The 22,857-nt window shown below is 38.2% G+C and carries 25 protein-coding genes; 1 reads left to right on the plus strand and 24 read right to left on the minus strand.

What is annotated here, in order from left to right; translation table 11 throughout:
- Positions 1-27: 27 nt before the first annotated feature.
- The 8 genes from tatC to M3226_RS01165 form a co-directional block, all read right to left on the minus strand.
- Positions 28-771 (minus strand): twin-arginine translocase subunit TatC, encoded by a 744-nt coding sequence (gene tatC / locus M3226_RS01130; RefSeq protein WP_251561813.1) that lies wholly within the window; start codon positions 769-771, stop codon positions 28-30.
- Between the two features lie 156 nt (positions 772-927).
- Entirely contained in the window at positions 928-1,122 is a 195-nt protein-coding gene (gene tatA / locus M3226_RS01135; protein WP_098530498.1) for a twin-arginine translocase TatA/TatE family subunit, read from the minus strand.
- A 321-nt stretch (positions 1,123-1,443) separates the two neighbouring features.
- Entirely contained in the window at positions 1,444-1,938 is a 495-nt protein-coding gene (locus tag M3226_RS01140; RefSeq protein ID WP_144562917.1) for a dihydrofolate reductase, read from the minus strand.
- Positions 1,935-2,729, minus strand: a complete 795-nt coding sequence (locus M3226_RS01145; RefSeq protein ID WP_251561815.1) for a thymidylate synthase — start codon at positions 2,727-2,729, stop codon at positions 1,935-1,937. Before M3226_RS01145 ends, M3226_RS01140 begins: the two co-directional genes overlap by 4 nt.
- Positions 2,730-2,843: 114 nt before the next feature.
- On the minus strand, positions 2,844-3,422 hold the full coding sequence (locus M3226_RS01150; protein WP_251561817.1) for a TerD family protein: 579 nt from the start codon (positions 3,420-3,422) through the stop codon (positions 2,844-2,846).
- A gap of 64 nt (positions 3,423-3,486) precedes the next feature.
- Positions 3,487-4,098, minus strand: coding sequence for a TerD family protein (locus M3226_RS01155; RefSeq protein ID WP_251561819.1), 612 nt, complete (start codon positions 4,096-4,098; stop codon positions 3,487-3,489).
- Between the two features lie 33 nt (positions 4,099-4,131).
- Positions 4,132-5,235: a toxic anion resistance protein gene (locus M3226_RS01160; RefSeq protein ID WP_251561821.1), complete on the minus strand. Its 1,104-nt coding sequence runs from the start codon at positions 5,233-5,235 to the stop codon at positions 4,132-4,134.
- Positions 5,236-5,238: 3 nt separating this feature from the next.
- Complete coding sequence (locus M3226_RS01165; protein WP_251561823.1) at positions 5,239-6,876, minus strand: YceG family protein; 1,638 nt, start codon at positions 6,874-6,876, stop codon at positions 5,239-5,241.
- A 215-nt stretch (positions 6,877-7,091) separates the two neighbouring features.
- Between M3226_RS01165 and M3226_RS01170 the strand changes: the two genes are divergently transcribed.
- Positions 7,092-7,337, plus strand: coding sequence for a hypothetical protein (locus tag M3226_RS01170; RefSeq protein ID WP_251561825.1), 246 nt, complete (start codon positions 7,092-7,094; stop codon positions 7,335-7,337).
- On the opposite strand, the gene M3226_RS01175 is transcribed toward M3226_RS01170, so the two are convergent.
- The 16 genes from M3226_RS01175 to M3226_RS01250 form a co-directional block, all read right to left on the minus strand.
- Positions 7,321-8,145 carry a hypothetical protein gene (locus tag M3226_RS01175; protein ID WP_251561827.1) on the minus strand — a complete coding sequence of 275 codons (825 nt, stop codon included), beginning with the start codon at positions 8,143-8,145 and terminating at the stop codon, positions 7,321-7,323. The genes M3226_RS01170 and M3226_RS01175 overlap by 17 nt on opposite strands.
- The gene (locus M3226_RS01180; RefSeq protein WP_251561829.1) at positions 8,142-9,263 is read right to left on the minus strand and encodes a cysteine protease StiP family protein; all 1,122 of its coding nucleotides are present in this window, start codon (positions 9,261-9,263) and stop codon (positions 8,142-8,144) included. The genes M3226_RS01175 and M3226_RS01180 overlap by 4 nt, the downstream gene beginning before the upstream one ends.
- Position 9,264: 1 nt before the next feature.
- Positions 9,265-10,617: a phosphoribosyltransferase family protein gene (locus M3226_RS01185; protein ID WP_251561831.1), complete on the minus strand. Its 1,353-nt coding sequence runs from the start codon at positions 10,615-10,617 to the stop codon at positions 9,265-9,267.
- Positions 10,568-11,755, minus strand: coding sequence for an HpcH/HpaI aldolase/citrate lyase family protein (locus tag M3226_RS01190; protein ID WP_251561832.1), 1,188 nt, complete (start codon positions 11,753-11,755; stop codon positions 10,568-10,570). The genes M3226_RS01185 and M3226_RS01190 overlap by 50 nt, the downstream gene beginning before the upstream one ends.
- A 76-nt stretch (positions 11,756-11,831) precedes the next feature.
- Complete coding sequence (locus tag M3226_RS01195) at positions 11,832-12,608, minus strand: TerC family protein (RefSeq protein WP_251561834.1); 777 nt, start codon at positions 12,606-12,608, stop codon at positions 11,832-11,834.
- 157 nt (positions 12,609-12,765) lie between these two features.
- The gene (locus tag M3226_RS01200; RefSeq protein ID WP_251561836.1) at positions 12,766-13,347 is read right to left on the minus strand and encodes a TerD family protein; all 582 of its coding nucleotides are present in this window, start codon (positions 13,345-13,347) and stop codon (positions 12,766-12,768) included.
- Between the two features lie 86 nt (positions 13,348-13,433).
- Positions 13,434-14,027 (minus strand): YpjP family protein, encoded by a 594-nt coding sequence (locus M3226_RS01205; RefSeq protein WP_251561839.1) that lies wholly within the window; start codon positions 14,025-14,027, stop codon positions 13,434-13,436.
- A gap of 105 nt (positions 14,028-14,132) precedes the next feature.
- Positions 14,133-14,909, minus strand: a complete 777-nt coding sequence (locus M3226_RS01210) for a class I SAM-dependent methyltransferase (RefSeq protein WP_251561840.1) — start codon at positions 14,907-14,909, stop codon at positions 14,133-14,135.
- Between the two features lie 50 nt (positions 14,910-14,959).
- A complete protein-coding gene (locus M3226_RS01215; RefSeq protein ID WP_251561842.1) occupies positions 14,960-15,394 on the minus strand; it encodes a BrxA/BrxB family bacilliredoxin in 435 nt (144 codons plus the stop codon).
- Between the two features lie 58 nt (positions 15,395-15,452).
- The gene (locus tag M3226_RS01220) at positions 15,453-16,586 is read right to left on the minus strand and encodes a conserved virulence factor C family protein (protein WP_251561844.1); all 1,134 of its coding nucleotides are present in this window, start codon (positions 16,584-16,586) and stop codon (positions 15,453-15,455) included.
- A 27-nt stretch (positions 16,587-16,613) separates the two neighbouring features.
- The gene (locus tag M3226_RS01225; RefSeq protein WP_251561846.1) at positions 16,614-18,506 is read right to left on the minus strand and encodes an ABC-F family ATP-binding cassette domain-containing protein; all 1,893 of its coding nucleotides are present in this window, start codon (positions 18,504-18,506) and stop codon (positions 16,614-16,616) included.
- A complete protein-coding gene (locus tag M3226_RS01230; protein ID WP_251561848.1) occupies positions 18,503-19,153 on the minus strand; it encodes an HD domain-containing protein in 651 nt (216 codons plus the stop codon). Before M3226_RS01230 ends, M3226_RS01225 begins: the two co-directional genes overlap by 4 nt.
- A gap of 74 nt (positions 19,154-19,227) precedes the next feature.
- Positions 19,228-19,383 (minus strand): hypothetical protein, encoded by a 156-nt coding sequence (locus M3226_RS01235; protein ID WP_180960284.1) that lies wholly within the window; start codon positions 19,381-19,383, stop codon positions 19,228-19,230.
- A 59-nt stretch (positions 19,384-19,442) separates the two neighbouring features.
- Positions 19,443-20,291 carry a DegV family protein gene (locus tag M3226_RS01240; RefSeq protein ID WP_251561850.1) on the minus strand — a complete coding sequence of 283 codons (849 nt, stop codon included), beginning with the start codon at positions 20,289-20,291 and terminating at the stop codon, positions 19,443-19,445.
- 128 nt (positions 20,292-20,419) lie between these two features.
- Entirely contained in the window at positions 20,420-20,932 is a 513-nt protein-coding gene (locus tag M3226_RS01245; protein WP_251561852.1) for a hypothetical protein, read from the minus strand.
- Positions 20,933-20,948: 16 nt separating this feature from the next.
- A complete protein-coding gene (locus M3226_RS01250; RefSeq protein WP_285857700.1) occupies positions 20,949-22,631 on the minus strand; it encodes a formate--tetrahydrofolate ligase in 1,683 nt (560 codons plus the stop codon).
- Between the last annotated feature and the right edge of the window lie 226 nt (positions 22,632-22,857).

Consider the following 22,857-nt stretch of genomic DNA (forward strand, 5'->3'; position numbering starts at 1 on the left):
TCCATTTTAAGGTCATTCTTAACTAGATTATGCTTCTATAACTTCATCTTCATGATCTTCATTTTGCTGCTTTTTTAACTTTTTTCGATAAACGAACTTTGATAAATTAATGCTCACTTCATAAAGTAGTAACAACGGTAAAGTTACAACAAAATCAGACATAAAATCAGGAGGTGTAATAACAACGGCAATGATAATTAGAACAAAATAGGCATACTTACGAATTTTCGCTAAAACAAACGGATTAATGATTCCAAGCGAGGTTAAAAACATAACTACTACTGGTAATTCAAACAAAACTCCAAATGGAAGAGTCATATTCAATATAAAACTAAAATACCTGTCAGCAGTGAAGTTCGTAACAAACATATCTTGACCAATGTTCACCAAAAAGTTAAGTACCATTGGAAAAATTACAAAATATCCAAATGCAAGCCCCAAAACAAATAATATAAATAGTGCTGGGACATAGGTGACGGTTATTTTTCGTTCATTTGGTCGTAGTGCAGGCCTGACAAATAACCAGATTTGTAAGGCTAAAACTGGAATTGTCCCAGCCAAGGCGACAACGCCGGCGAGCATGAAATAAATCCACATAATATCACTTGGTCCGAGAACGAGAAGCTTAGTATTTCCAACAAACCATTTATAAATATCGTCTACATAGATAAAGCCAACAATAAAAAAGACGATAAATGCCAGAGCAGATATAATAATCCGTTTGCGCAATTCCTCTAAATGATCAACTAAATTTAATTCTTTATCTTCCATGTACTTCCCCTGCCAATTTGAAAGGTTAAAAAAGTGAAAGTATGTTAAAATGTTCTGTCTGTAAATAGTCACTTCACTAGAGAGATTAACATGTTTTCACGCATCCATATAGGTTTATCTTCGTGAAGAAAAAGGTGCAAGATAGAATCTTACACCTTATTTAGTCAAATTTTTCTTTTCTTCTGTAATATCTTCCATAACATCATCCGTTAATTCACGAGTAGATTTTTTAAATTCTTTTAAAGTTTGTCCAAAAGCCTTACCGATTTCAGGAAGTTTCTTTGGTCCAAAAATAATTAATGCAAGAGTTAATATCAAAATTAATCCGGGCACTCCGATATTAGAAAACATGGATTTACATCCCCTTCAAATGATGTTGTATATTTCTACTATGATTATAGTATTGAAATATCCTTTTGAGGTAATTATCCTCAATAATTCATAGTTATTTCACAAAATCCAATAAAAATTCAATTAAAGTGACATTTAACGTTTTCACAATTAATAGTAATTCACTATAGACAATTTAACAATTACGAGCGCTTAAGTCAATCTTCTCAGTGTTGATTAAATCTTTAAAATATTATGACGGCAATTTTTGGAGATATCAGAGGAAAAATGCATTAGGGACCTATTTCTTAATAAAAAAGCATTTATAGATGCTTTTTTCTATTAGTGTCCGTTTTTTCTCTCGTAGATTCTAAATTCATAATCGTAAGGATTTTTTTCATTTTTAATCCCTTTTTCAACCGATGTTAGGACCCAATCCTCTTGTTTAAACGAAGGAAAAAAGGTATCTGCCGCAAAAGTTTCATCAATATAGGTAATATATAGTCTATCCGCAAATGGAAATGTCTCCCGAAAAATTTCAGCTCCGCCAATAACAAAAAATTCGTTATCTTGCTTTCGGCTATTCATCACAAACTCATCGATTGAGGAGTAAACGGTACAGCCTTCACTTTGATAGTCAGGCTGTCTGGTAATTACGATATTTTCTCGGCCTGGCAGGACGCGTCCAATCGATTCATGTGTTTTTCTCCCCATTGCAATCGGGTGTCCCATTGTTACCCTTTTAAAAAACTTTAAGTCCTCCGGTAAATGCCATGGGAGTTGATTATCCTTACCGATAGCACCATTTTGATCCATTGCGACAATAAAAGAAATCATACACTGACGGCTCCTTTAATGTGTGGATGTGGGTCGTAACCTTCTAAAGTAAAGTCGTTATATTCAAAAGAGTAGATATCCTTCACATTTGGATTGATTTTCAAGGTTGGCAATTTTCGCGGTTCCCTCGACAATTGTTCTTTTACTTGTTCGAGATGGTTCTGATAAATGTGCACATCCCCAAATGTATGAATAAACTCACCCGGTTTTAAATCACAGACCTGGGCAATCATTAACGTTAAAAGCGCATATGATGCAATATTAAAAGGGACACCAAGAAAGACGTCTGCAGAACGCTGGTATAACTGACAAGACAATTTTCCATCAGCAACATAAAATTGAAACAGACAGTGACAAGGCGGCAGGGCCATCTTGTCAATTTCAGCTACATTCCAGGCATTCACAAGCAATCTTCGTGAATTTGGATTGGTTTTAATTTGCTCAATTAATTCGCTGATTTGATCAACGGTATTACCATCAGCCCCTGTCCAAGAGCGCCATTGATGACCGTAAACCGGACCTAATTCACCATGTTCATCCGCCCACTCATTCCAGATCCGCACTCCGTTCTCCTGGAGGTAACGTACATTTGTGTCTCCTTTTAGAAACCAAAGCAATTCATAAATAATGGATCTTAGGTGCAGCTTCTTTGTCGTTAAAAGCGGGAAACCTTCCTCAAGGTTAAATCTCATTTGGTAGCCAAATGTGCTAATCGTCCCAGTACCAGTACGGTCGCCTTTAAGATGGCCATTTTTCAATACATGTTCACATAATTGTAGATATTGTTTCAACTTAAGACACTCCCTGTGATTCATATTTCTCCATTTTATCATAATTTATGGGGATTGCCATGATAGAAAATAGAGGAGCTATCAACATCGTTGACAGCTCCCCAAATCAATATGCTAAACTTCTAACCCAAAATTCCGGCAAAGTGCCGCCAAACCGCCTGCGAAACCACTTCCGACAGCGTTAAATTTCCATTCACCATTATGACGATAAACCTCACAAATAACCACAGCTGTTTCAACTGAAAAATCCTCGCCTAAGTCAAATCTGAGGACCTCTCTATCTGTCTCCTCATCCACTAGACGAACAAAGGCATTGGAGACTTGACCAAAATTTTGATTTCTAGCATCAGCATCATGGATCGTGACTGTAATCGCAATTCGATGCACATGGGAGGGCACTTTACTGAAGTCAATCCTAATTTGTTCATCATCGCCGTCCCCTTCACCAGTTCGGTTATCCCCTGTATGTTCGACAGCTCCAGAAGGATCCACTAAGTTATTATAAAAGATAAAGTCGGCATCCTGGACCACTCTGCTGTTTGCATCTGTTAAGAATGCGGAAGCATCCAAGTCAAAGTCGTAACCGCCATGATAGCGGTTTGTATCCCAGCCAAGACCCACAATGACCTTTGTTAACCCATGGTTTGTTTTCGTTAGATCTATCCTTTGTCCTTTTGATAGGTTAATTCCCAACTAAATCACCTCTTACAAAGCTTTATCAGATAAAACAGAAATAGTATTAAGAAAAATCTGAGGATTAGCTGTAAGAACGAACAACCTCACTCAAGCTTGCAGCATTCGTTCCACTGCCGATCGCAGCAAACTTCCACTCATTGCCGTGGCGATAGATCTCGCCCGTCACAAGGCATGTAAGACCGCTATAATTATCGGTTAAATTGTAGTGAAGAAGCTCTTGATTTGTAGTAGGATTCACAACTCGAATAAACGCATTTTGAATCATTCCAAAATGTTGTTTTCTTTTTACACAATCATAAATATTAACAACAAAAACTAGTTTTTGAATGTTCGCGGGAACCCGGCTTAGATCTATCATAATTTGTTCGTCATCACCGTCTCCATCTCCTGTTAAGTTATCGCCGGAGTGCTGGACACTGCCATCGTTACTTTTTAAGTTTCCGAAATAAATAACATCTTTATTGTTTTGTAATTTGTCATTCGCCCCGAGCATTATGACAGAGGCATCACAGTCTACATTGGAGCTGCTAGCACCGCCGCCAAATAAGCCGCCGAATAATTTGCCGCCGCCGCTTTGGACAGGATCCCAGCCTAAACCTACCATAATTTTCGTTAATCCTGGATTTCCTTTTGTTAAATCAACTCGCTGGCCTTTTTGTAAATTAATTGCCATATTATTCACCTCATTAAAATATTTGTATAGAATTTAGGATTGTTTCAATTTTTTAAAGTTTTCTTGCAGCTGTTCTAACCGTTTCGTACCTTCAATTCGAAGACGTTTATTTTCCTCTTCAATTGCACGTGTTTCTTGCATCCCTTTGATGATAATATTCCAGGATTCTTCAATTGTCTCGATTTTAATGCTAGGACCGCCAGCAAGTCTTGCGATATCAGTACTTTGTTGAGAAATATTCTGAGCATTTCTTAATAACATCTCATTGGTTCTTCGATCAAGTTCGCTCATGGAATCGGCCACAAGCTTCTGCCTTTTTGCTGCAACTGCTTGAATTAACCCATTTTTAAAAATAGGAATCGTCGTTACAAAAGCAGAGTTAATTTTTCCAATAAGTTTGGTATTCCCTCTTTGCAACAATCGAATTTGTGGAGCTGTCTGAAGAGCAACCATCTTGGCCATTTCAAGGTCATATATCCTCTGTTCCAACAGGTCAATTGCATTTTTTAATGAATCCAACTGCATCGAAGCAAGTTGATCACCTTGAGCAACGCGGGCCTCAAGCTGTGGAAGGCTGGTGTTCTTCAATTCTTCTACCTTTAATTCACCGGCAACAATATATTTTTCAAGTGTTAGATAGTATTGATAATTTTGTTCATACATTTGTTCAAGCATATTAGTCGCATCGACCATTTCATGCTGATATTTTGAGATTTCCACATAAACTTTGTCGATTTCCGACCCCATAGTTTGATATTTGCCAAATAGCTTTTCGACGATTTTTTCGCCCTTTTTAAACAGCTTGCCAAAAAGTCCACCAGAAGTCTTTTGAAAATCCTTGGCATCAAATTTATCCATTATCCGCCCAAGATGTTTAAGCAGTTCACCAGAATCTTCTACTTTTGTTGTCCTCATATTACTTAAAATTTGATCCGAGAAACGAGATATTTGCACAGCCGGCTCTTTTCCAAACTCCAATATTTGAATTTGGTCTCGCTCATCAATAGTACGAGCTAAATTTTGAATTTCTGGTTCTTTTCGTAAAGCAAGTTTTATATCTGATACTTTTGTTTCGGTTAGAACATCATCAGCCGCTGCAGGTGTTAAACCGTTAGATGGATTTGGTGATAAATTCACTGTTTAATCTCCCCTTAAATTTTTTAAGATTCCCTGAAAAAGCCCTTTTTTAAAAAGCGATGGTTCCTTAAACTCCAAGTCAAACACCACTTCATCAAGCCAGTGCTTATCAAATAATCGTTCATCGACATAGTTTTCGATATCATTATGGCCTGATGGATTATACAAAATGAGATCAATCCCAAATTGATTTAGAAGCAAAAGCAGTGCTGCATCCGACCTTGATAGCCTTCCTGTCGTTTCGTTATTGTAAATAATTAATTTAGGGACTGCTTGAGAATAATCAAATTTCTCCATTAACTGAATGATATTCTTGGGCATATACATCGCCTGAGTAAACAGATAAACTTTTACTTCTTCGTCAGTTTCCGCTGAGAGCGGTTTTAAAGCGGGTGCTTCACAAATCCTTCTTATGGCTTGGACTATCCCTTTTTGCAACCCTGCAGCTAAAAAGGAATAGGGCCAATAATGTGATTTCATTACCTTCTCAACACTCAACAAACCATCCTTGCCGAGAGCGTTTCGATAGTGATATCGAAAATCACTAGTACTTGGATTCGTAACGGGCAGCACTCTAATCAACAAGCTATTGTCTAATTGACTAATTGATTGAAGCCGTTCCCAATATTCCTTTCGATTCTTACTTACTCCTTGGACTTTTGCAAATATCGAGGGAATCTTAACTTCACCGGTACTCACCTCAAAGTCCGGGCGGATCATTGCTATTTCCTTCGCTAGGATAAACAACTCGTCATAGGTCGTTTTTAACGTAATGGACGAAGGTGTATAATCCCGTAATTGCCAGGGCTTATAAAGGCCGGACCCCTCAGAATTTAAGATTGACTCAATTTCTTTTGAAGCCCGGTAAGCAACTGTGGTTTTACGGCTGCGTTTTTCCTGAGGAAATGGCTCTGCAGACTGCTGATTTGGGTAATGATAGGTGAATATTTCTTCCGTGACTAAGCCGGATAATATATCTCTGCCTTCCGGATGGAAAATGATGAGATCGCAGCCAAGCTTGATTAAATAATATAAAAAGTATTGATGACTTTTTTTAAAGTCGCCATACCACAAGAATTTGGGCATTGCCTTTTGCGGATCAGCTTGTTCTAACAACAGTTTTAAATGGTTCAAGGACCATTTAACAATATCGACCAAAACCCTCCTGAGTTCATGACTTTTCAACCCATTCGTTTCACGGTTTGCAAATAATTCAAGTGTGGAAATCATTGCTTCTCTTAGTTTTCGGTGAATAACGGGTACCCTGGATTTTAACAACAGCTGTTCACCATCAAGAAACGCCGTGAAACGATTAATTGAAAGCTTCTGCTCGTTATTTATATTTATGACTCTTTGAATAGCTTGAAAGTGAGTATTATTAATCGTTTTATCGAGAGAATCCTCACTTAACAGTTCAAGGTTCCATTCCTGGCTATGGACATAATCATACAACTGGTTATAATAATCATCCGTGTCTATAGGTAAGCCCAAAAACTTTCCAATTACTTGCCCAATCTGAATCGTTCCATTTTCAACTGAATAATTCGGCCGTTCCGGCAGCGTTTTTTTGAGCATGCCCTGCCAATTTTCAAATGAAAGGGATACAGGATGGACGTTTAACTGATTTAATGTTGGATACAATCATAATCCCTTCCCTCTAAAAGCGAAGCTTATTGTTATCGATTAGAAAATTATGTAAGGTTTCCATTTCATCATATCACAGTTATTTCATTGGTACATTTGTTTATACGAAAGAGACCTAAATTTGTTTCATTTTTAGCTCTAATCCTACTTTTTCACATTTTCACATGTCCCTACATATTAATGGAGTACTCATACTAAGTAGGTGACTCACAATGAGATTTTTATATAAACGGCCGAAACTGGATCAGGTATCGGAGGAGTTAGAAACCTTAATGGAAGTAATGGTTTCTGACCTATTTATTTATTTAGATTTATTTATTTTCAGCATTATCTTTACTATATTCCTATCTCCAGTTATCCCGTCATTAACCATGGCCCTTCTGTTCTTTGTTGCAAGCTACAGTTTTTTTGGCTGCCTCTACTATTTTGTTATTAGTAAAATTACGGTAACAAAATAGGTTTAGTGTGGTTTAGTTGATAGAAATGTTGGATAATCTCTTCTCCTGCACGTACGCCGCTATTTATTGTTAAAATTGAGGTACTGCCACCTGATACAAGCGCCAGATGTTTGGCAAGTTCTCCATGGTTTGGAACAAATCGGTGCTGACAGTTCTTTAGGAAATCCCAATCTAGAATAGAATCACCCGCTCCAGCAACCGTTTTCACCCCTTCAAGTTGACAAATAAAATCAAGAGCAACTCCTTTACTAATTGCCTGAGGGATAAAGTATAGTTTTCTTCCTTGGAGTGAAATTCTCCAACCAGACTTGGCAGCCAAATCCTCAATGGATGTTCTTTCTGTATCAGACGGAAGGCAGTTTAATAGAAAATAGAAAAACCATTCCTCCGCCTGTTTCCTTACCCCGTCTAAATAAACACCTTCCCTGTCCAATCTGGAAAGCAATTCAGCTTGCGTAACAGACTCTAGTCTTAAACGGTCACGGAGTTGCTTCGACCATTCCCCCATTGGAATCCCTTGAAAAAGAATGTTAGCACCATTTGACGTTATGGCATATTTAATTTTAATATCTTGTGCAAAAATGACAAATCGGCAAAACTGCTCTGTCGTCCTTGTAGTGACAGGTACAAACAACCCTTGACTTGATAGCTCTTTTAACTGGTTATAGGAGTTTTCTGTCATAAAAGCCACCCAGCTGCCATCCTTTTGTTCAACTGGTGTTAATGGTAAACCTTCAGGCACCCCAAACTCTTCAATTGCCCGCTTAGAAAAAATTAATGTCCGGTCTAGGTCAGATGCAAAAATCATGCTTGTATCCCCTTGACTTTTTTGATTAAACCACAGCACAAATACTTCATATCTGGATAAGCCTGGACTTCCACACCTTTTTCTTCAGCAAGCATTAGGATATGTTTAACAAAGGGACTTGAAGGATCACGCATTAAAATTTTCCATGGCACCCTGCGGAGGAGGACCCTCGTTGTTTCTCCAACCCCAGGTTTAATATAATGGGCACTCTCGATCGAAAAATCCGCTTGTATTTTTTTTACATCTTCTAATCCTATAAATCCTGTTTCGAGTTCACTAGACAAAAGATTTAAGGCCGATTCCTTTGCTTCCTTATCGATGGTAGAAAACTCTTCTGATATCAGATTAATGAACTCATTAGAAACATCCTCTGAAAGCAGATTCCGATAAAATTTAGCTCCGTGAAAATCATCCTTACCAATAAATGCTTTATTTAACACCGTCCTGCTGACAAGCCCTGATACGGTAGAATTTAAACAAGCACTTGGTATTAAAAAGTCCTCTCGTGTTCCATAAAGTGTCGTGCAACAGCCAGGATCAGCAATCACAGCAAGTGTATCATCAAGCTTTAAGCGATATTTTTCTTCATATTTTCGGCATGCATTTGTTAATTCTAACGAGATAGCCCCTTTGCCTGTCCAGCCGTCCACAAATTGTATTTCACCATTTGGATGCTCTTGTTGGATATAGTGAAGGGCATTTTCATCAATTCCCTTATCACGGATTATGGATATACTATAATGAGGTAAGCTGATCCCGTATTTCAACTTAATATATCGTTTAATTAAGATGCCAACTGGTGTTCCAGCCCGGGCAAGCGAAACGAGAACCGAATTAGAACCCTTTAATTGAAAGATTTGCTCTGAGACAACTCCAACACAAAGGGCTACTTTTTGTTTATATTGCTGTAAGGTATCCCAGAAAAATTTTACATACTCTTTAGGAGGCTGATATTCTATCGGCAATGATTCGCTATAATGACCTCCTGATTGAATCTTTGTTTCGCGATTAAGTGCCGTATCCTCCAAAACTATGTCACTTAAATCCTTTAATAAAAAAAGAACATCATCCTCATGATAGGTTCCGATTTTTGCAGGTTTGCTGAGTATTTTTTGCATCTTATTCACCCCTTTCCCTTGAAAAAAAGACAATTTTTATTGTTTGAAAAGCTAATTCTCCTAATTCGCCAAGCATTGGCTGAAGCTGTTCTTCAGATACTTCCCTTTCAAAAAATACAAACAATTCATCATAGTAGTTCGGAGGGATATTATAAACCGAGTTTGAAATCTTTTGGTTCTCCGGATTAGGGAAGTTGACCCCAAACCTCGCCCCGTACCCCTCTTTATTCTCGATAAATATCGGACTTCTGGTCGTGGATTGATAATAAACATCTCTGCCCATTTCAGCTGCTAGTTTCATAGGTAAATACATAAATTCTCCAGTTCCGAGGCATAGTGTTCGATTCCCCACTCTATTTTGCCTTAGGAAGTGTGCAGCAGAAGAGACTCTTTCATGTACATTAAAAATTCCCAAGCTCTTTAAACCAAAACGCCCAGTTTCGTTTAGATAAGGGATTCCATTCAATTGATCCTTAGAAAAATACTGGGAAGCTGTAAAATAAGATCCTAGGTGCAATACTTCTATAGAAGTCTCTCGGTTGGTTTTTTTGAGCATTTTAGAACGATTTTCTAATTCTTTTAATTGATGAATCTCGATTTGACCAGATAGCAAACTGACCACATTTATTTTAATTCCTAATTCTTGTTCAAGCCTTAAAAACTTTTGCTGATATTCCTGTGAACGCCAATCCAAAATACTTACTACAGTATAAACAGGTCTCGGAAACTTTTCATGAATGGATTGGATAATATTTAAGGCAGTGTTACCCGTCGTAATTTCATCATCAACGAGAATAATTTCACGCTGATTATCAATCATCTCTAGGGAAACATAACACCGATGGGATGTTGCGTGGGAGTGTTCCTCCTCGAAGGTTATTACAGGCTTTTCCCCGCTAATCTCTTCTCTTGTTGTATGAAAAAAATCTGCATCCATGAAACAATCAAAAAAAGCATGTCCAAGAGCAGTGGCCGTTTCCGCAAACCCAATAATGACCGGATTTAGATGTTTTGGAATAAAGGGGCGGCTGTAATAAGTTCCACCTGTGAGGAATAAAGATAGCAACCTCTCTTTTTCCTGACATTCTACTCCCTTAACCTTTTCTATATATCTTGCACCTAGAAGAGCAGCGATTAGCAGACCCTTATTAGGTTCGATGGGTAAATGTTTTCCAAGCACCTTACTAATAAATAAAAACGAACGCTTTTTATTGATCCTAGCGGCCATTGTAAAAAGCTCGTCTATGGGAATATTAAACGGATTTTGAAGACGGTTTATTTCCACCTTAATAGAATCAAGGATGTTAAACGTATACTTCTTTTCTGATAAGGTCAATGCTTGAGAATTCTTCATGTAACACCCCGTAAACCTGTGATTTTAATAATATTTTTTTGGCCCAAAAATAATGCGGCTTTACTTCGTTCATTTTATTCGCAAATTCACTTTTCATAACCCCATTATTTTCATCGAATGCTTTTACTATATTACTGGCATCAATAAATTCTTCATAGGAAACGACATTAAGGGCCTGAACAACCTTAATATGTGATGGATGAATGATCGTTTTACCTGTTAACCCATTACTAATATCCATCAGAATTTCACGGATTAGACCATCCATATTATCATCAATTAATTGGGCTCTCCATTTGAGTCCTTCCTCTCCGTATCGTTCACGGAACGGAGTTTGCCGGAGCTGAGGCTTTAACATCCTTTTTTTCGCAGAGAAGTATTCCCAGACAGGACCTGAGATCACATATGAACTATCAAAACGTTGAAAGACATTAATAATATCGGAAATACAATCTCTTAAAACAGCAATATCATAAACAGTTGTATCCATATTTCTCCGTATGCCGTACAAACCACAGAAATCTGTCGCCCCTATTCGAACATTCAGAATACAATCCTTGTATTGATCTAAAAGGTGCTTGATCTCCAATAATTCATTCATTCTTGTTTCCTTCTGGATAACCTTAACTGTTTCGAGTATGGGCATTGCATAAAAAGGATGATCCTCAGTATGAACGTCACGTACTATTTCCAAGAAATCCTTGCCAAATTCAACGCTGAATTTAGGGATAACTACGCCTGTTAGAAGGTTCAATGCATCACCCAACTGATTCTTAAGGTGTTGCAATTGATCGAGTTGACGAATCCGGATAAATATTAGTGGTAAATCCTGGAAGCTCAAAAATCCTTTACTACATTCCTCTTGTAACTTTAATAATTCCCCAACAAGCAAATTTTCAGCGGTATCCACTTCATGATCGCTTACTGCATCCTCCAAATCTATGACAAGCGAGGTTAAACCCTCATACTTTTTTGAAAGGATTTCCTGATGGATATTCGGGCGGGTAGCTGGCATATAGAGTGTTGCACCTAAGCCATAGGACAAAAGATCTCGTTTTGTGTATTTTGTAAATGTCCCTGGTCTTCGGAAGAAAAACCGTTCAATTTCAGCTTCGTAAAAGTATGTAAAAAATTCCATAACCCGTTTCTCCTCTGTGAATGGTAAAAAAGAGAGGGAAACAGACTTTCGTCAGCTCCCCACCCTTTGACAAACATTATGAATTATTTTCCCTGCTGCCTTCCTTTTTCTTATTGTTATAATGAACGATAAAAGTAGCACCAAAGGTTAATAGTAAGATAATAAAGAATGTAATATGTCCCATTTCAATATGAAATACTGCGAGCAGCATTTTGATCGCAATGATTAGGATTAAGATATAAGCAGTTGTTTCAAGTTCTGGCACGCGATCAATTAGTGTTAAGAAAACACCTGCTACCCCCCGCATCATTAAGACGCCGAGCATACCGCCAATTAATAAAACCCAAACTTCTTCACTAACACCAAATGCTGCCAAAACACTGTCAACGGAAAAAGCAATATCCATCAATTCGACAGCAGCAACTGTTCCCCAGAATGTTCCAAATAAGCGAATTAAGAATCCTTTTTGATTGATACCTTCCTCATGCTGCTCTTCTTCCTCAGCACCTTTTCGCTTATCCATAAAGTACTTAATGGATAACCATGCCAAGTAACCTGCACCTAATATTTTTACCCACCATAGTTTGATTAAGAATACCCCGATTCCAATCGCTATAAACCGGAAGACATAGGCACCTAATAAACCGTAAAACAGAGCTTTCTTCCGTTTTTCGGGTGGCAGATGTTTAACCATGACGGCTAAAACTAAGGCATTATCTGCAGAAAGTAACCCTTCTAAAATAACAAGAGTACCTATCAATCCCCAGCTGACAGGATTTGTTAACACCTCTCCCCACATTTCCCAGTTAAAAAACTGTGAGTATGTATCTAATATATGTTGTAAAACTGACATTAAAAGAATTCCTCCTAGATAGTAAACATGATTTTTTAAAAAGACCCATCTAACTGGGTCTTTTTTTGACAATGTTAAACTTGGATGTTGATTTCCACTCCTATCAACATCGTTATAAAATCAACAATGACCTTTAACACAGACTTTTTTTAAATTGTTAACCAATTGATAAGCCAAAATCTGTTGCTAACGCAGCTAATCCTCCCTGGTATCCGCTGCCAATCGCACTAAATTTCCATTCACCGTTGTGGCGATATAATTCTCCAACCACAATGGCAGTCTCAATCGAAAAATCTTCCCCTAAATCATAACGGATTAATTCCTCGCCAGTTGCCTCGTTGAAGATTCTCGCATACGAATTACTGACCTGACCAAAGTTTTGGTTCCGGCTGTCCGCGTCATGAATGGTAATGGTAAATGCAATCCTCTGAATATTAGCTGGAACAGTAGTCAGATTAATTTTGACTTGTTCATCATCACCGTCGCCAGCACCCGTGCGGTTATCTCCAGTATGTACGACAGCACCGCCTGCTCCTTCACGATTATTGTAGAAAATGAAGTCTGATTCATTCGTTACTTTGCCATTCTCTCCTAAAAGGAATATCGATGAATCCAAGTCAAAATCATTACCGCCATCATATTTATTAGTGTCCCATCCCAATCCAACCACAACATTTGTTAAACCAGGATTGGTTTTTGTTAAATCAACTTTTTGACCTTTAGATAAACTTACTGCCATTTTTACATTCCTCCAATTTTGGTGATAGATTATTTACGAGTTTCTTTTAAAAAGGTTTCATTTATTATAAAAAAATTTATGAAGGACTAGCTCATCCATTTTGGCGGAGTATTTCTGTCCCAATAAATGGAACCCAGCTCATGATGGGTATGAAAATCATCATGATAGGTATGATAATGAAAATTAAACCAGTAGCCTGCCTGAGGCGGATTATCGCGTCTTACATGGAAACGTATAATATCTTTCCCTGAAACACTATCTTTTATATTAAAAATTTTCTCAGAAAGCCCGTAACCAGGCTGTTCTGTTATGGTCAGATTCTTAACACGATCCTCTGGAAACTGAGAAGCGGTTTCTTCGATTGCCTTTTCAATATTCGGTAAAATTATTTCTCGGAATTCACTTTCGATGACTGGCTTTATTCTAGCCCCAAACTTTTGATAGGATTGAATTTCTGCCTGTTTAATTAGTTCCTGCATAAACTTTTCTCTATTAAATTCTGTTTCTAGTAAATAACTATTTGCCTGAACGAAACTTCTTTCAGGTGCTGAAGTTTCGAAACCGTCTCGATCATTAATTTTTTCTGCATTCGCTTGATTTATTAGTTGTGATGGAGTTACAAGACCAAATGTTAAAATCGATATGGTGACAAAAAGTGATTTACGCAGCCACTTGTTCATAATCGGTTCACACCTTTATTGTAAGAGATTTCTGAATTTAAGTTTCTTACAAATTATTATACTTCTTTTTTGGGCAAAATGGAAAAAAACTGAAAGAAAGAGCTTTCAGCTTTTTTCTATTACTCCAAAATGAAATTTTGCGGTTTTTCGGTGCATGACTTGAAAGCCATATTTTTCAAAGCGCAAGCTTTTGTAATGATCTTTTAAGACTACTCTATATTTAGCTACCCTGATGGCCTCGGTAATCATTTCATCAGTCAGATTATCATGAATAGCAAAATGGCCTAAAGCTTTAATCCCATCAGATTCAAGAATCTTTTCTTCAAACATTGGATCAAAATAGACACAGTCAACTGATGAATCTCGTTGACTTTTTAAATAATCGCGGGCGTTCATTTGAATAACACGGATGCGATTCATGGCCTCATCCATGACAGGAAGTCCGGAGTCCCAAGTTTGCAGTCCCTGTTGAACAATGAATGCCAAGTATTTCTGCCCCTCTATACCGGTTACCATCCCTTCCCGGCCAACGAGGAAGCTTGCAATTATCGCATCTGAAGCAAGACCAAGTGTACAGTCAAGAAATGTCATACCATTTGTAAGTTTTACGGCATCGGAAAATGGGTCGTAGTCACCACTGATTAGCCGCTTAATCCGAAACATCGCTGAATTAGGGTGGAAGAAAAATGGCTGGTTACTATTTTTCTCAAAAAGCTCCAATCGTTCTTTCCCCACCACAATACAGTCACTGTCAGCCTGTTGTTGCACATGGTAAATCGATTTCTTTTTGCGCGGGAGATAAGGAACCTGTAAAAATTCAGAAATTTGCAGTGCGCGTTCAATCATTTCCTCGTTTGTTCTTCCTGCTGTTGTTACAAACATACGATCATCTCTTTTTATTTATTAAAAAAAGGATGTCTAATGACATCCCTTTAGCAATGAGCTTCAAATGCACCCATTAGGTTTTGCATAACAACTTCCATCGGCATACCTTCAATATCATGTCTAGGAATAAAATGAACTACCTGTTTATCTTTTAGTAATGCCATCGATGGTGATGAAGGTTCGATTCCTTCAAAGTACTCACGCATTTTCGCTGTCGCTTCTTTATCTTGTCCAGCGAAAACAGTTACTAAATGCTCTGGTTTTTTCTCGCTATTTAACACAGCTTGGGTTGCTGCAGGTCTTGCTAATCCCGCGGCACAGCCGCAAACGGAATTAACTACAACAAGTGTAGTACCCGTTGCTTTTTCCATAAAATCTTCGACCTCTTCCGCTGTATTTAATTCCTTGAACCCTGCTCTTGTTAATTCTTCACGCATTGGTAAAACCATTTGTTTCATATATTCTTCATACGCATTTGACATCACATTCACTCCATTTCTTCTCCATATAGAATACTATAATCATGGCTAATTTACAAAATTACTGGTCAGACTTTCTTGCTTCCGTCATCTGTTTCCAGACTGAACCTTTCGCTTCTTCTCCGCCTTCAATTCTTTCAATCGCCATTTTGATTTGCATACTCACTTCAAATTCCGGGTCATTTTCAGCTTTTTTAAGGGCTGGCAGTGACTCTTCACCGCCTGCCTCATAAAGAAACATAGCAGCTCTCCAACGTACGAGTTTACTGGTATCCCTCAATGCTTTTGCCATTTCCTCAGCTGCCTCAGGAAAGCCTAAATCGGATAAGCAATCACCTGCTGTTCTGCGCACGGTTACAGTTTTATCTTTTAAGGCCTTATATAATAACGGCAGAACTCCTTTATCTTTAATCATACCAAGATATACTGTTGCTAGTCTGCGGATGGAAGGCTTTTCATCTTGTATTGCTTTTTTAAGCATAGGTAAATCCTCGAGTTCAGGGTCTTCCATTTGTTCTAACAGCTGATAGCGTAACTGCCAGTCAGGATTGTTTAAATCCTCTATTGTTACTTTTTTACGAGTTCGCTTTGCTTTCTGGACAATTGGTGTACCTGAGCTTTGTGCTTTTGTTACAAGTGCTTCAAGGCGCTCCTTTGGATAGGCTGCAATTAGTTCCTCGACAACCTCTTGACCAATCTGATCAAAATCACCATAGCGGACTCCTTGATTTTTCCACTTACGCAAAAGGATATAATTATCCCCGGGAAGCTGTGCCTGTTCCCTTGCTTTTAAAAAGTAATCTGGCATTCCAAACCTTCGTTCCGTGGAACTATCGGTCAGTTTAACCTGAAGAGGAATGTCTTTAAACATTTGAATTTCTACCTTAATTTCGCCAAAATGCTTGTCTAGCTTGTTTATATTGGCCGTTTCCTCTATTTTTTCACCAAACGCCCGGCGGACTTGAGGTAATAATTCCTTCCAATCATATTTTGCGTTTCGCTCAACGGCTAAAAAATCGGCAACATGGTATACACCCTTTATTCCGTCAATTTGCAGGATTGCTTGAATAATAGGGGGGGCGTCTGAAGAAGTTTCTTTTTTATAATTATGGCTTTTGCCCATTGGAAGTTCTTGGTCTAAATTAATTTTCATTGTATTTGGACTTGGCGTTGGTTCTATCGCCTTTATTTTCAACACAATCACCTAATTCTTGTTGTTTTCTTATTCTTGTTCAGCTATCTCTGCCAGATAGGACCAGCGCTCGATTAAATACTCTAGCTTTTCGTTTAATTCCTTTTCCTGTTTCATTAATTCCTGTGCTTTCGTAAAGTCACTGCCGGTTGCAGCCATATCCGCAGCTACTTCTTCAATTTTTGCCTCTGTATTGGAAATCACCGCGTCAATTTCTTCCCACTCTTTTTTCTCCTTAAACGTTAACCGCTTCTTTTTTTCCTTTTCTGGAGCTTTAGTTGGAGATATTGGCTTAGATACCGCGTTTGTTTGTACTTCATGCGCTGTTTCTTTTTCAAGATAATCGCTGTAATTCCCATAGAAAGAGCCTATTTCACCTTCCCCACGAAGAATTAGCAGCTGTTCCACCACTTTATCTAGGAAATAGCGATCATGGGAAACCGTTATAACAACACCTGGGAAATCTTCCAAATAGTCTTCCAAAACGGTTAAGGTTTGTGTATCTAAATCATTCGTTGGCTCATCCAGCAAGAGAACATTTGGTGCTGTCATTAACAGCTTTAAAAGGTAAAGACGACGTTTTTCTCCGCCAGATAATTTTCTAATCGGAGTCCCGTGGGTAAAAGGTGGAAATAGGAAACGTTCAAGCATTTGTGCAGCCGAGATAGTCTTACCATCCGATGTCTCGACAACTTCAGCAGTCTCTTTGATGTATTCAATCATCCGCTTATTGTCATCCATATCTTCGCTTTCTTGGGTATAAAAACTAAGCTTTACTGTTTGCCCAATGTTAAATTCACCCTCATCCAACGGAATCTTCTTTGCTAAAATATTCAGTAATGTCGATTTACCGGCACCGTTTTTACCAATAATCCCAATCCGGTCTCCCGGCTTAACCAATAAATCGAAATGATTAAGGATTACTTTTTGGTCATATCGTTTCGATGCATTTTTCAATTCGAAAACCTGCTTACCCAGCCGGCTTCCATTTAAGGTAATATCCAATTTTTCACCGGATGGCTTTCCGGTTGTAAGCTTGTCATCTAGATCTTCAAAACGCTGAATTCTAGCTTTTTGTTTTGTCGACCTCGCCTTGGCGCCGCGTCTAATCCAATCTAGTTCTCTGCGAAATAAGTTTTTATTTTTTTCATAGGTTGCTGCTTCGTTTTCCTCCCGAACCGCTTTTGCTTCCAAAAAGGCAGCATAGTTTCCTTTGTAGCTGTAGAGATTACCACCATCTAATTCAAACATCCGATTAGCAACACGGTCAAGGAAGTAACGGTCATGCGTAACAAGCAAAATCGAACCGTTATATCGGCTTAAATAATCTTCTAACCACTTAACGGAATCAAAATCAAGATGGTTGGTTGGTTCGTCTAAAATTAATAAATCCGGCTCAGCAATTAATACTTGCGCAAGTGCGACACGCTTTTTTTGACCGCCTGAAAGTTCGCCAATTTTCTTTGTAAAATCCTCAATTCCTAATTTCATTAATATAGACTTGGCATTTGTACTGGCATCCCAGGCATTTATAGCATCCATTTGCTTTTGTAATTGAAAAAGCTCTTCTTGAACTTTTGTATCAGATGGGGAGATATTCAGTTTTAATAGGGTCTCTTCATATCCACGCATCAGTTTTAGAATCGGCGCATCGCCGCGGAAGACTTGTTCTAGTACTGTTTTATCTAAATCTAATTCCGGCTGTTGGGATAAAAACGAAATGGTGTACTCCTTAGGTGAGAGAATTTTCCCATCATCAGGTACATCTAACCCCGCAATTATTTTTAACAAGGAAGATTTCCCGGTCCCATTTATGCCAATTAACCCCACCCGCTCCTTTTCACTAATTGTAAAAGAAATATGGTCAAAGAGCTGCTTCTCACCATACGTTTTTGAAACATTTTCTACTGTGAGCATCTTCATAAATCTTGTCCATCCCATTCTTGATAAAATTGTTCTAAAAAGCTAAGCATCATTTCCTGCCTTTTCTCTGCAATTTTCTTAGCTGTATCTGTATTTAATAAATCTTTTAATTTTAATAATTTTTCATAAAAATGGTGAATACTTGTTGATTTCCCTTTTCGATATTCTTCCAAGCTCATTTCTTCCCTGACTTGGACAGCAGGATCAAAGATAGGCTGGCCTTTTTTACCGCCATAAGCGAAGGCTCTTGCAATCCCAATGGCTCCAATTGCATCTAAACGATCTGCATCCTGTACGATTTTTGCTTCAACGGTTTTAAGCTCTGTTTTCCTGCCGCCTTTATATGAAATCGTGTCAATGATTTGAATAATATGTTCTTTGACCTCATTTGGAACTAAAATGGTTTTGAAAAAAGATTCGAGCTTGGCCTTCCCTAGTTCCGCTGTTTTGTTTAGTTTTTCATCTGGTATGTCATGAAGAAGTGCTGCCATTTCAATGACAAACGGATCTCCAAACCTTTCTTCTTTGCAAATATGTAAGGCATTACGCCGGACACGGTCAACATGGTACCAATCATGGCCCGTAGCATCTTCACCTAGTTCATTTCGGACAAATTTCTCTGTTTGTTTAATTGATAAGTCCTTCATTTTCAAGCACCTGCCTTTACCCCTTGTTATTTTAACATGAAAGGCAAACAAAAAATAACCCCGATGTTTCGAGGTTATTTTTTGTTTGCCTGACGGCCGCTTTTTTTCTGACTCTGAGACTTATTATTGCCAATTTGAAATTCACTGCCTAGTTCCACATCATTACTAATATCCTGTTTTTCAATTTGTTCTCTCGTCTGGTTTGCATTTTGTCTTCCTTGCTTACTCATGTGCACACCCCTCTCCTTCATATTGACTGCATTCATAGTATGCACAATCGGAGGTAAAGTTATTTTAAGCCATTAAACCAACTAATTCCAAGGGTGTTTTCGCCAGCATGAACGCCGATTACAGCCCCTAATGGACAGCTGAAAATTTTAACATCAGGATACTTCTCCTGCAATTCAATCTGCCAAGCTTTGGCTTGTTCTTCATGTAATCCGTACAATAGGTATACTTCTTTAAATCGATTCTGTTCATATGACATTCGAAAATAATCAAGAATTTTTTCTTTAGCCTTTTTCTCGCCTCTAACTTTTTCTTTCACGCTAAGTGCCCCATCTTCAATTGAAATAATTGGTTTGACATTTAGCATACTTCCAAGGAAAAATTGCAGCCCTGTCATACGCCCGCCTCGATGGAGCTGCTCTAAACTTCCGACAAGAACATATGTCTCGCACGTTTCCCGAATTTTTTCAAGCTGCTCTACCATCGATTCAATACTTTTACCATCCTTAACCAGTTCCATCCCTTTTTTAATTAATGCGGACATCGGAAAAGTAAGGATGTTTGAATCAAAGGTAGTGACCGGAATATCGACAAGTGCTGCTGCCTGCTTACTTGAGGAGACCGTCCCACTTAACTTTCCTGAGATAAGAATGGTTACAATTTGATCATATTCTTTTGACAATTGTTCATATAAAGATTGAAAAGAACCAACCGATGGCTGCGAGGTTAACGGCGGGTTTTTTAGTTCCTTTAAACGGCCAAATAATTCCTTTGGGGTTAAGTCTATTCCATCCAAATATTCCTCCCCGTCCAGAACAACAGTTAACGGGATGGTATATAAATCTGGATGATTGCTTAGCTCATCATCTAAATAAGCTGTACTATCGGTTACCCATGCGATCTTAACCATGCGTCTCTCCCCCTGCTATTAGTATGAGGTCATAATATCACGCTAATCTAACTGTAACCTCAAATTTGAATATTGTAAATATTAAAAAAATAAATATAACCAGCTAACTGAATAGCTGGTTATTATAATTATCTAATGTTCAACCGCTCAAGAGTATTAACTACAAAATCAGTCATATTGACCAAATCATCCATCTGATCCTCGGTAACCAAGCGGCCAAATTCCACAGCAAGACTTGTTGAAAAATTTTGTTCTCTATCTAACGGGTGAAAATGGCTTGTTAATGAAAAATTCCGAGAATCCCCCCATATATCTAAAAGGATATTTTTTAGTTCATTAAAATTTGGCTCTTTTTCCTGTTCAAGGAAAAATTCCAATCTTACATAACATCCAGCCTGATGTTCCGATTGCATAGAGGGTAAAAGCTCAGCAGCCAAATTTAACAATGTCGACTTCAATTCTACTTTTGCAATACAATTACCATCAGGCAACTGAAAGGATACGTCAAAAGAGCGGGACATTTTTGCTAGGTTTATTAAATCATTTCGATCAGTAATGATAATATCACCCTTTATATCTAAATCATAAAGGGCCCCTTCAATCACTACTTTCATATTATCAAAGGCTGTTGGGTCAAACATTGAATACTCCACTCCTTTAGAAAAGTCCTAGCGCATTCCCTTGATCGTCCACATCCATATTAAGAGCGGCTGGATTTTTAGGGAGTCCCGGCATCGTCATGACCTCTCCTGTTAAGGCCACAATAAAGCCTGCCCCTATTGAAGGTTTAAATTCTCTAATCGTTACGATGAAATCAGTCGGCCTGCCCAGCTTTGAAGGATCATCCGATAGTGAATATTGTGATTTCGCCATGCAAACGGGTAAATGAGACCAGCCGAACCTGTCAAAATCAGCTAATTGTTTTTTGGCTTTCGGTAAAAACTCTACGTCCTTCCCGCCGTATACAACTTGGACAATAGTTCTTATTTTTTGTTCAATTGAATTAGAAAGTTCATATAAGGGTTGAAAATGATTTTCCTCTTTTTCCATCACTGACAAGAGTGTTTGTGCAAGCTCGATCCCCCCTTCCCCGCCTTTTTCCCAAACTTCTGTTAATGCCGCTGGTACATTTTCCCTTTCACACCAGTCAAGTAATGTTTGAACCTCTGAACTTGTATCGGTAATAAATTTATTGATGGCAACGACCACCGGAAGGCCAAAACTTTTTATTGTTTCAATATGTTTTTGCAAATTACTAAAACCAAGCGTAAGTGCTGTGATATTCTCACTTGTCAAATCCTTTTTTTCGACACCACCATGCATTTTTAAGGCACGGATGGTAGCGACCACTACTACAGCTTCTGGTTTAATTCTTGCACTGCGTGCTTTGATATGTAAAAACTTCTCTGCACCTAAATCAGCCCCAAAGCCACCCTCAGTGATGACATAATCGGCTAACTTTTGAGCTGCCTTAGTAGCAATGACACTGTTGCAGCCATGTGCAATATTTGCAAACGGACCTCCGTGAATCAGCGCTGGTGTGTGTTCAATGGTTTGAACAAGATTTGGTTTAACCGCGTCTTTTAACAATAGCGCTAATGCACCCTTCACACCAAGGTCTCCAACTGTCACTGGTTGTTTATTTACATTATAAGCAACTACCATTCGTGACAATCGTAATTTTAAATCCTTTAAGTCAGTTGCTAAACAAAGAACGGCCATAACTTCTGAGGCAACTGTAATGTCGAAACCATCCTCACGGGGGACACCTTGAAGTGGACCTCCAAGACCAATAATTACTTTTCGTAACGCACGATCATTTAAGTCTATGGCCCGTTTCCAAACGATTCTTCGCTGATCTATATTTAACTCATTGCCTTGTTGTAGATGGTTATCAATTAAGGCAGCAAGAGCATTATTTGCAGTTGTAATTGCATGAATGTCTCCAGTAAAATGGAGGTTAATGTCCTCCATTGGAAGAACTTGAGAATAACCGCCGCCAGTTGCTCCGCCTTTTATACCCATAGTTGGGCCAAGCGAGGGCTCACGCATTGCAATCATTACCTTTTTCCCAATTCTATTAAATGCATCCGCAAGACCGACTGTAACAGTAGATTTCCCTTCACCCGCCGGAGTTGGATTAATTGAGGTAACAAGGATAATTTTTCCATCATTGTTTGTCTTTATTTTGTTTAGTGCCTCATTGGAAATTTTAGCTTTATACTTTCCATAAAGCTCCAAATCACTTTCTAGTAAACCAATATTTTCCGCAATTTCGACAATCGGCTTCATTTTGGATGCTTGTGCAATTTCAATGTCTGACTCCACTGATGTTTTCATCTTCACGTTAAACCCCCACATTCAGCATTAATTTCCATAGCACTACCATTGTAGCAAATAAGTTTTTTTTATTCCGATTATTATTATATCGAAATTAAAATCTTTCCTGAAATTATAATAATGTTTATAATGTAATTATCGAATTTTTTAAATATTCAATGACTCCATCCGCAAGTCATTCAAAAATTACCTTTATATTTTACGGATTTAAGAAAGGGGACGGTCA

This window comes from Neobacillus cucumis (genome assembly GCF_023715505.1).

Excerpts from the sequence above, each read along its gene's own strand:
- tatC (WP_251561813.1), bottom strand. The coding sequence starts at position 771 with ATGGAAGATAAAGAATTAAATTTAGTTGATCATTTAGAGGAATTGCGC.
- tatA (WP_098530498.1), bottom strand. The coding sequence starts at position 1,122 with ATGTTTTCTAATATCGGAGTGCCCGGATTAATTTTGATATTAACTCTT.
- M3226_RS01140 (WP_144562917.1), bottom strand. The coding sequence starts at position 1,938 with ATGATTTCTTTTATTGTCGCAATGGATCAAAATGGTGCTATCGGTAAG.
- M3226_RS01155 (WP_251561819.1), bottom strand. The coding sequence starts at position 4,098 with ATGGCAATTAATTTACAAAAAGGCCAGCGAGTTGATTTAACAAAAGGA.
- M3226_RS01170 (WP_251561825.1), top strand. The coding sequence starts at position 7,092 with ATGAGATTTTTATATAAACGGCCGAAACTGGATCAGGTATCGGAGGAG.
- M3226_RS01175 (WP_251561827.1), bottom strand. The coding sequence starts at position 8,145 with ATGATTTTTGCATCTGACCTAGACCGGACATTAATTTTTTCTAAGCGG.
- M3226_RS01180 (WP_251561829.1), bottom strand. The coding sequence starts at position 9,263 with ATGCAAAAAATACTCAGCAAACCTGCAAAAATCGGAACCTATCATGAG.
- M3226_RS01185 (WP_251561831.1), bottom strand. The coding sequence starts at position 10,617 with ATGAAGAATTCTCAAGCATTGACCTTATCAGAAAAGAAGTATACGTTT.
- M3226_RS01190 (WP_251561832.1), bottom strand. The coding sequence starts at position 11,755 with ATGGAATTTTTTACATACTTTTACGAAGCTGAAATTGAACGGTTTTTC.
- M3226_RS01195 (WP_251561834.1), bottom strand. The coding sequence starts at position 12,608 with ATGTCAGTTTTACAACATATATTAGATACATACTCACAGTTTTTTAAC.
- M3226_RS01200 (WP_251561836.1), bottom strand. The coding sequence starts at position 13,347 with ATGGCAGTAAGTTTATCTAAAGGTCAAAAAGTTGATTTAACAAAAACC.
- M3226_RS01205 (WP_251561839.1), bottom strand. The coding sequence starts at position 14,027 with ATGAACAAGTGGCTGCGTAAATCACTTTTTGTCACCATATCGATTTTA.
- M3226_RS01210 (WP_251561840.1), bottom strand. The coding sequence starts at position 14,909 with ATGTTTGTAACAACAGCAGGAAGAACAAACGAGGAAATGATTGAACGC.
- M3226_RS01215 (WP_251561842.1), bottom strand. The coding sequence starts at position 15,394 with ATGTCAAATGCGTATGAAGAATATATGAAACAAATGGTTTTACCAATG.
- M3226_RS01225 (WP_251561846.1), bottom strand. The coding sequence starts at position 18,506 with ATGAAGATGCTCACAGTAGAAAATGTTTCAAAAACGTATGGTGAGAAG.
- M3226_RS01230 (WP_251561848.1), bottom strand. The coding sequence starts at position 19,153 with ATGAAGGACTTATCAATTAAACAAACAGAGAAATTTGTCCGAAATGAA.
- M3226_RS01235 (WP_180960284.1), bottom strand. The coding sequence starts at position 19,383 with ATGAGTAAGCAAGGAAGACAAAATGCAAACCAGACGAGAGAACAAATT.
- M3226_RS01240 (WP_251561850.1), bottom strand. The coding sequence starts at position 20,291 with ATGGTTAAGATCGCATGGGTAACCGATAGTACAGCTTATTTAGATGAT.
- M3226_RS01245 (WP_251561852.1), bottom strand. The coding sequence starts at position 20,932 with ATGTTTGACCCAACAGCCTTTGATAATATGAAAGTAGTGATTGAAGGG.
- M3226_RS01250 (WP_285857700.1), bottom strand. The coding sequence starts at position 22,631 with ATGAAAACATCAGTGGAGTCAGACATTGAAATTGCACAAGCATCCAAA.